The organism is Monashia sp. HAY1-2A, assembly GCF_056755315.1.
Window position 1 is genome coordinate 1 of record NZ_JBNDHY010000178.1, and the last position, 8355, is coordinate 8355.

Consider the following 8355-nt stretch of genomic DNA (forward strand, 5'->3'; position numbering starts at 1 on the left):
CCACCCCCCCAGATTACTACGCGTCTCGTGGGCTCGGAGATGTGTATAAGAGACAGCCCCCGGCCCCCACGTCGACATCGACCCCGAGGCGTGAGCCGAAGGAGGACCCCGGCATCGTCGAGCAGGTCGTGCAGTCCACGGCCTTCCGCTCGATGCTGCGTTCTGCCGGCACCGTCATCGGCCGCGAGATCACCCGCAGCATCTTCGGCACCCGACGCCGACGCTAGCGGCCACCGCCCCCCGAGCCACCGCACCGGGGCGCCTCGTCCGTTCGTGGGACGGGGCGCCTCCCCGCGCGAGCCCCGGTCAGGCCGGGCCGGACGGGCGTCAGGCGTCGAGGTCCGCGGCGTCGAGGTCCTCGTCGGCGTCGACGAAGTAGCTGATGACGCGGATGTCGGGCTCGTCGAGCGCCTGGAGCACGAGCTGCCGGAGCCGGACGACGCGCCCGTCCTCGAGACGGATCCGCTTGGTACGGCCGCGGGTGGGGTCGCTGTCGTGGCGCTCCCACCACTCGACGGTGTCCGGGTTGCCGCGGAACACCTCGTCGAGGACGCGCTGGAAGCCCGGGTCGTCGGGGTGGCGGGCGTAGGCCTCGCGGAAGAGGGCCAGCTGGTCCGCCGCCTCCTGCACCCAGTCGACGAAGAGCGACCGCGCCGCGGGGTCGCAGCAGTAGAACCACAGGAGGTTGCGCTCGCGCTTGGTCCGCCGGCCCTCCCAGTCGGTGAACAGGCGGCACGCCGCACGGTTGGCGCCGATGACGTCCCAGCGCGCGCCGACGACGTAGGCGGGGTTGGGCAGCACCGCCTCGAGCAGCTCGGCGAGCTCGTCGGTGAGCTCCTCCGGCTCGGCGTGCCGCCGCCGCGGGCCCCCGGTGGCGAGCCCGTGCAGGTGGGTGCGGCCGTCGGCGTCGAGGCGCAGGGCCCTGGCGAGGCCGTCGAGGACGGACGCGCTCGGGCGCAGGTCGCGGCCCCGCTCGATGAGGTCGTAGTAGGCCACGGAGATCTCGGCGAGCTCGGCGACCTCGGTGCGGCTCAGACCGACGCGGTGACGGCCCTTGGTCCGCCTGATGCCGACGTCCTCGGGGGCGAGCGCGCGACGGCGCGCGCGGAGGAACTCACCGAGCGGGGACGGGGTGCGCACGCTGAGGGGGACGTACGGGCTCATGGCGCCATCCTGCCAGCGGACGCGCGTCGGGACGTCGGCCGATGAGGGCGCAGACGAGCGGGCGCGGACCGGCGCCGCTCAGGGAGTGGGGGGCGGTCCCGTGGACTTGGTCTTCGTCGGACGGTTCGTCGCACCGGGGACCGTCTGCGCCTGGGTCGGGCGCGTGGCCGTCGACGGTGTGCCGGGCGGCGTCGTCGGGACGGCGGTGGGCCGCGCGGCGGACGTCGTGGCGGGGGCGGGCGCGGTCGTCGCCGGCGCGAGCGACCCCACGCGGCTCGTGGCGCTCGGGGAACCGGGCGTCGGCGTGCCGGTGGAGGACACCGCGGCGTCAGCCGAGGTCGTCGAGGGTGTCCACGTCCGCGCGCCCGTCCCCGTGGCGGGGTCCGGCTGGACGGTCACGGTGGTCCGCGGCAGCGCGGGCATCGCGCTGTTGCGCGGCGACTGCTGGGACGCTGGCGACACGACGAGGGCCACCACACCGAGGACGGCGGCGGCCGCGGCCGCCGTGGCGAGCGACCCCCGGGCACCACCGACGCGGCCCCACCAGGCCCGGGCCCGTTCCGAGTCGCGGCGTGCGCGCAGCCGTGGCGGGAGGTCGGCGCGGAAGGCGGCGAGCGTGTTGGCCGGTGCGGCGAGCCAGCCGACGACGGGGACGACGAGCAGCGCGGCCAGCCCCAGCGCGACGAGCCCCGGTCGGACGAGGACGGCGGACAGCACGGCGACCCCGGCCACGAGCGCCGACGCGAGCTCGGCACGGTTGGAGCGCACCGCGTCCGACAGCCGCACCTCCCCCTTGACCTTGGGGGTCCGGAGGAAGACGCCGGCGGGCTCGGTCAGGCCACGCACGACGGCCAGCGACACGACCCAGCCGAGCGAGAGCCACATGACGAAGGCCCCGACGGCATCGCGCCAGGTCGCCCGCTGGGCCACGAGCTTGACGACGGCGACCGCCCGGAGCAGGCCGAAGAGGAGCAGGGCCGGGACGGCGACGAGCATGAGGCCGCTCAGGCGCTGGACGACGAGGCCGCCACCGAGCGCGACGTCGACGAGGCTGACGACGACGACCGCACCGAAGACGAGCGAGAGCAGGTCACCGGTCCACTGGAGGCCGCCGACGAGGTAGGCGAGGCGCTGGCTGCGCGACATCGGCGTCGACCGGTTCCACGGCATGAGGACCCGCCAGTGCCGCCGCAGGATCTGCATCCCGCCGAAGCACCAGCGGAAGCGCTGGCCCTTGAGCGCCTCGAACGTCAGCGGCATGATCCCGCGGCCGAAGGGCCGGTCGACGTGGTGGCCGCTCCAGCCCGCGGCGAGCAGGCGCAGGGACAGCTCGGCGTCCTCGGTGACGCACCACTCGTCCCAGCCGCCGACGTCGCGCAGCGCCTGGAGGCGCACGAGCCCCATGGTGCCGCCGAAGATCGCGGCGTCCCGCTCGTCACGGGAGGGCTGCGAGACCGAGAAGAAGTAGTCGTAGCTGAAGTAGAGGCGGCGCAGGTAGCCCGAACCCTCCCAGTCCCGGTAGTCCTGCGGGGACTGCACGAAGGCCACCTTCGGGTCGTCGAAGGCACCGACCGTCTGGCGCAGCCAGTCCGCGTCGACCTGGTAGTCCGCGTCGACGACGCCGACGACGAGGGCCCGTGGGTCCGTCACGGTCAGGGCGTAGTTGAGGGCCCCCGACTTGTACCCGGGCCAGTCGAGGAGGCGGTGGAACCGGAAGACCTCGGGGTGGGCGGCGCAGAACGCGGCGACCGGCTCGACGAGCGCGTCGTCCTCGGTGTTGTTGTCGATGACGAGCACCTCGTACGCCGGGTAGTCGAGGGCGGCCAGCGAGCGCAGGGTGTCGATGAGCATGTCCGGCGGCTCGTTGTGGGCCGGCACGTGGATCGAGACGAACGGCAGGTCGGTGCGGGTGGCGACGACGGACGTCGTCCCGGGTGCGAGGCGGCGGCGCCACTGCCGGCTGCCGAGCACGTCGAAGATCTCCCAGCCGTAGGCGAGGAGGAGCACGAACGCCGCGACCTCGAGACCGAGCAGCAGCCACGCGCCGACGAGGGTCAGCCCGGTGAGCCCGGAACCGAGCGTCCACCAGAGCATCGCGCCGAGGTAGGCGAGACCTGCGGACACGGTGAGCGACCACGCGGCGTGCGCCCACACCCCCCAGCGTCTCGTGACGAGGACCCACGGCACGGACAGCACCCACAGGACGCCGACCGCGACGGCCACGTCGCTCGCGGCGCCGAGCAGGAGCATCCCACCGCCGACGAGGCCGAGCGGGACGAGGGGGAAGAGGGCGCGGGCGGGCCACGACGCCGGTGCGGCGCGGCGGACGCGGCCGGAGGAGCGGCGTGGCGCGGCGACGAGGCACCCGAGGGTGGCGAGCATGCTTGCGAGGACGGCTTCGAGGACGGTCAGACCCACGAACGAACTTCCTGTCGGCGGGTCCCCTTGCCCCGGATCCGTGCGGATGGACCCAGCGAGTGTAGGCAACCGGCGTGCCCGAGTCGAACCGAGCGGGTACGGCCCCCTCCGGAGGAGCGCGGCGGAAGCGGTCCCCACACCCGAGGAGGCAGCGATGGAGCCGACGACGGACCCGATGGACGACCGCGCTCTCGAGCGGGCCGCCCTCGCCCGCGACGAGCAGCTGCAGACGATCATCAACGACCTCGTGCGCCGGGGTCGGCACCGGTCCCACGACGAGGCCACGCAGGCGCTCGTCGAGGCGATCGCCGGAGCCGGGCTCGCGCCGATGCCGGAGCCGTGGGTCGACGCCGTGGCCGACGCGGTCGCCCGCGGCAACCCCTACGTCGTCTCGGCCCACACGGCCCGGGTCACCGACGTGCCGACGCCGGACGACGACGTGCCGAGCACGTCCGTCGAGTAGCGACGCGGGTCCGGCGCGCACTCGGCCGACGACGGCTCCCCGTGACGACGACGCCGAGCAGCGGGAAGAGCGCGGCCGACGACGGCTCCTCGTCTCCCTGGTCGGACGCGTCTGCGGGTCAGAGCTGCGTGGCGAGGTAGCGCTGCAGCTCGGCGACGGTCCGGGCGTTCCACGTCGTCGCGCCGTCGCGGTAGAGGCCGAGGTAGGACTGCATCGCGGCCATCGAGCGCGGGCCCCAGACGCCGACGACGTCCATCCCGATGCGGGCCTGCAGGGCGCGGATGGTCGTCGTGTCGAAGACGCCGGTGCGGGTGACGCCCAACCAGCGCTGGAGCGCGACGATCGTCGAGGACCCGAGGGAGCCGTTGACCGGGGGCCGCGGTGCGAGGAGTCCGTCCTGCGCCTTGACCGTGAGGACCCGGAGCACCGCCGCGTCGACCTTGGCCCGGAAGACCGAGTCGGACGCCGCCCGTGCCGTGACCGCCTGCACCATGGCCGGCACCACGGTCGGGGTGACGGTCAGGACGACGTCACCGCCGGCCTCGAGGAAGTGCAGGGCCCGCGCCGCCGGCGTCCAGCCGGTGACCTGCCGGGCGCTGCCGAGGTCGTCGCTGACGACGATCCCGGTGAAGTGCAGGTCGCCGCGGATCATCCCGCCGATGACGGTGGGTGAGAACACGGCCGGGTGCGCGGCGTCGATGAGCCGGTAGTAGGCCGACGAGACCATGAGCACCCGCGAACCGGCGGCGATGGCCGCGCGGAACGGCCCGATGTCGGCCGAGGTGCGCGTCGTGACGGTGTCGGTGACCCCGGCCGACGTGTCGGTGTTGCCGGTGACGCGGCCCAGACCCGGGAAGTGCTTGGCCGTCATCGCCAGACCGGAGGTCTGCATGCCGTGCTGGAACGCCGTGCCCTTGTCGGCGACGACCGAGGGCGTGTACCCGTACTCCCGGTCCCAGTACCCGATCGGCTGGTTGAGGCTGGCGAAGCTCTTGGCGACGGTGTCCATGACCGGTGCCAGGTCGAGGTCCACCCCGGAGCGGAACACCTGCCGCCCCCACGTCGTCGCGCTCGCGGTCAGCGTCGTGTCGGACCACGTGCCCTGCGTCAGTGCCGTCGGCATCCGCGAGAACCCGGTGCCCTGGAGCACCTGCACGTAGCCGCCCTCCTGGTCGGTCGCGATGAAGAGGGGGACGCCGGCCGTGGCCGCCGACGTCGTCAGCGCGTCGGCGTGGGCGGTGAGGTAGCGCACCGGGGCCGCGCCGTAGGTCGTCCGGCCGGTGAGGACGAGGTTGCCGACGTGGTACTGCGTGATGGCCGCCTGCGTCGAGGACCCGAGGCCGGTTGCCGGGCCGCCCACCATGAACAGCTGCCCGATCCGCTGCGCGGCGGTCATCCGGTCGAAGACCGCGCGCGCCTGGTCGGCCGGCGTCAGGGTGGTGGTCGCGAGCGTGGCCGGCACGGCGCTCGGGACCGTGCCCGAGACGGCGGCCGGCACGCCGGCTCCGAGCAGGAGGACCGCGGCGCAGGCCGCGAGGAAGGTCGTGCGTCGTGCCGGCATGTTGGGCCCCCAACGGTCGATGGCGTGCAGCAGCGACGCGTCTTCAGTGTAGGTCCGCGTGACGCTCCTGCCCACAGGTCCGCGACGACCCACAGGAAAGTGCCTCTCGGCCGGGCAGCCTTGCGCGGCAGGGCCTCCCGCCGGTCCGGAGTGAGGCGCGTCAGGCCAGCTCGGGCGGGCCGTCGTCGACGGGGATGACCGCGCCGAGGTCGGTGATGTCGACGACCCTGCGGATCACCGACGTCGGCGGCACGACGACCCGCAGGGGCTGGCGCTGGTGACCCAGCCGTTCGGACAGGTGGAAGATCATCGCGATGCCCGTGCTGTCGAGGTACGTGGTACCGCTGAGGTCGACGACGACCCGCGCCGCGGCCCCGGGAACCACTGCGGCGACCGCGTCCCCGACGTCGGAGGCGTTGGACAGGTCGATCTCCCCCCGGACACGGACGAGGCAGAGCTCGTCGTGCAGTGCGGCGTCGACGTGCGCGAGGTCGTTCACGGGACAGCTCCTCTCCGGACCGCACGCGTCATCGTCACGACGGTGCCCCCCGGATCGTGTCGCGTGTCCACGGACTCCGTCAAAGCCCGGATCACGCCGAGCCCCCAGCCACCGCCGCGGGCCGCGGGCACGCGCCACGTCCCGTGGTCCCGGACGGCGACCTCCACGGCGTCGACGCCTCCGTCCGCGCCGACGCGTCGGCGCACCTCGACGTCGATGGTCCCCGGCGACGGGGCACCGCTGTACGCGTGCTGGACGACGTTCGCACATGCCTCCCCGCAGGCCACGAGGAGGGCGACCTCGTCCTCCGGCGAGACGCCCACCTCCCGCAGCCATCGCCGCATCGCGGTGCGGACCTCGGCGAGCGAGCGGGCGTCCGCCGGGACGCTGAGCCGCAGGGCGCCGGTGCCGGTCCGCACCGGGCGGACGGCGAGGAGGGCGACGTCGTCCGAGCGGTCGGCCTCGCCGAGGAGCTCGGCCAGGAGCGCGTCGCAGACGGTGTCGAGGTCACCGGCATCGTGTCCGGCATCGGGCTGCACGAGGCGGAGCGCGCCGGCGCTCAGCCGGTCCAGGCCCTCGGTGATCGCGACACCGCGACGCTCGACGAGCCCGTCGGTGTAGAGCAGCAGGGTCGCCCCGGCCGGCAGCAGGTGCTCGACCTCGGCGAAGGTCCGGGCCGGGGTGACGCCGAGCGGCGGCGCGAGGGCGCCGTCGAGGAACCGGGCCCGGTCGGCGTCGACGAGGAGCGCCGGCGGGTGCCCGGCGCTCGAGAGGCGCACGGTGCCCTGTGCCGGGTCGAGCAGGAGGAAGAGCACGGTGACCATCTCGTCGGTGGCCAGGCGCGTCAGGAGCCGGTGGACGCGACGCAGGACGCGGGCCGGCGAGGGGTCCTGGACGGCGTAGGCCCGCACGGCCATGCGCACCTGCGCCATGGTCGCCGCGGCGTGCACACCGTGGCCGGCGACGTCACCGATGACGAGGCCGACGAGCCCGTGCCGCAGGGGGATCACGTCGTACCAGTCCCCGCCGACCTGCACGTCCGCCGTCGCCGGCAGGTACCGGGCGGCGACGTCGAGGCCGGGCAGGTCGGGCAGGCCACCGGGGAGCATGCTGCGCTGGAGGACCTCCGCGATGTGGTGCTCCCTCGTGGCGCGGGCCTCCTCGTGGCTCAGCAGGCGCTGCGCCTGGGAGCGCTCGCGGATCTCGCGGCGCAGCCGCGCGTTGGCGGTCTGCAGGTCGGCGGTGCGCTGGGCCACCCGCGCCTCGAGCTCGGCCGCGGACCGTGCCAGGGTGCTCGCCGCCTCGAGCCGCTCGCTGACGAGCGAGGCGAGGATCAACGACGTCAGCGCGACGCAGGCGTTGAACGCCTGGAGGCTCACCATCTGCTCGAGCAGGGAGCGGCCTTCGAACGGGCCGCGCTGGTGGGCTGCAGCCCACGTGGCGACGACGGAGGCCACGAGGGCGGCGGGGGCTGCACCGCGCAGCTGCAGCCGCCACGCCGCCCACCCGAGGACCGGCAGGACCACGACGAGGACGACCATGTGCGAGAAGGCCGCCCAGCCCGTGACCAGGCCCGACGCGACGAGGACGGTCAGGCCCTCCAGCCACTGGCTCCTGCGCCACGTGCGGTCGATGACGAGCGGCACGCTGAGCAGGTAGGGCGTCACGACGAGCACCCCCATGGCGTCCCCCGTCCACCACACCGCCCACGCGGTCGGCAGGGCGTCGACGCCGATGGCCCCCGACGCCGCGAGCGTGACGGCGCCGACCGTGGCGCTGACCGTCATGCTGGCGAGGGCGCCGAGGAAGACGATGGCGAGCGCGTCGCGGAGGCGGTCGACCTGGCGGCGGAAGCCGAAGCGGTGCAGCAGCAGGGCCGCAACGAGCGGGGCCGCGGCGTTGCCGACCGCCGTCACCCCGGCGGCCAGCGGGTTCGCGCTGATGGGCAGGTTGACGGCGAACGCCGACAGGAGGACGGCGAGGGTGACCACGGGCCGGCGTCGGCGGTCGAGCAGGAGGAACGCCGCGACGGCGATGCCCGTCGGCGGCCACAGCGGGGTGACGTTGCGCTCGACGAGGGACATGCCGAGGCCGAGGCGCGCGCCGAGGTAGTACGAGCCCCCGACGAGGAGGAGGACGCGGAGGTGGTGGAGCAGGGGGCGGCCTGCGGCGGGCCGCAGCCCGCTCGTGCCGCTCACCGGGCCCCGTCCATGCTGTCTCTTATACACATCTGACGCTGCCGACGACGGA

At 74.4% G+C, this 8355-nt stretch carries 6 protein-coding genes and 1 pseudogene; 2 read left to right on the forward strand and 5 right to left on the reverse strand.

Annotated features, from left to right (window positions below; all coding sequences use genetic code 11):
- A pseudogene (locus ACPYOM_RS19230) lies at positions 1 to 227 on the forward strand (hypothetical protein); the annotation flags it as partial.
- 100 nt (positions 228 to 327) lie between these two features.
- On the opposite strand, the gene ACPYOM_RS19235 reads toward ACPYOM_RS19230, so the two are convergent.
- Complete coding sequence (locus ACPYOM_RS19235) at positions 328 to 1164, reverse strand: helix-turn-helix domain-containing protein (RefSeq protein ID WP_481347187.1); 837 nt, start codon at positions 1162 to 1164, stop codon at positions 328 to 330.
- Positions 1165 to 1242: 78 nt separating this feature from the next.
- Positions 1243 to 3582: a glycosyltransferase family 2 protein gene (locus tag ACPYOM_RS19240; RefSeq protein ID WP_481347188.1), complete on the reverse strand. Its 2340-nt coding sequence runs from the start codon at positions 3580 to 3582 to the stop codon at positions 1243 to 1245.
- Between the two features lie 154 nt (positions 3583 to 3736).
- Between ACPYOM_RS19240 and ACPYOM_RS19245 the strand changes: the two genes are divergently transcribed.
- Positions 3737 to 4045 (forward strand): hypothetical protein, encoded by a 309-nt coding sequence (locus ACPYOM_RS19245; RefSeq protein WP_481347189.1) that lies wholly within the window; start codon positions 3737 to 3739, stop codon positions 4043 to 4045.
- Positions 4046 to 4163: 118 nt separating this feature from the next.
- Here the strand turns inward: ACPYOM_RS19245 and ACPYOM_RS19250 are convergent, their stop codons facing one another.
- The 3 genes from ACPYOM_RS19250 to ACPYOM_RS19260 form a co-directional block, all read right to left on the reverse strand.
- Positions 4164 to 5606 (reverse strand): glycoside hydrolase family 3 N-terminal domain-containing protein, encoded by a 1443-nt coding sequence (locus tag ACPYOM_RS19250; RefSeq protein WP_481342905.1) that lies wholly within the window; start codon positions 5604 to 5606, stop codon positions 4164 to 4166.
- Between the two features lie 160 nt (positions 5607 to 5766).
- Positions 5767 to 6105, reverse strand: coding sequence for an STAS domain-containing protein (locus ACPYOM_RS19255; RefSeq protein ID WP_481347190.1), 339 nt, complete (start codon positions 6103 to 6105; stop codon positions 5767 to 5769).
- A partial coding sequence (locus ACPYOM_RS19260; protein WP_481347191.1) for an ATP-binding SpoIIE family protein phosphatase occupies positions 6102 to 8355 on the reverse strand: 2254 nt, incomplete at its 5' end. The genes ACPYOM_RS19255 and ACPYOM_RS19260, both read right to left, overlap by 4 nt.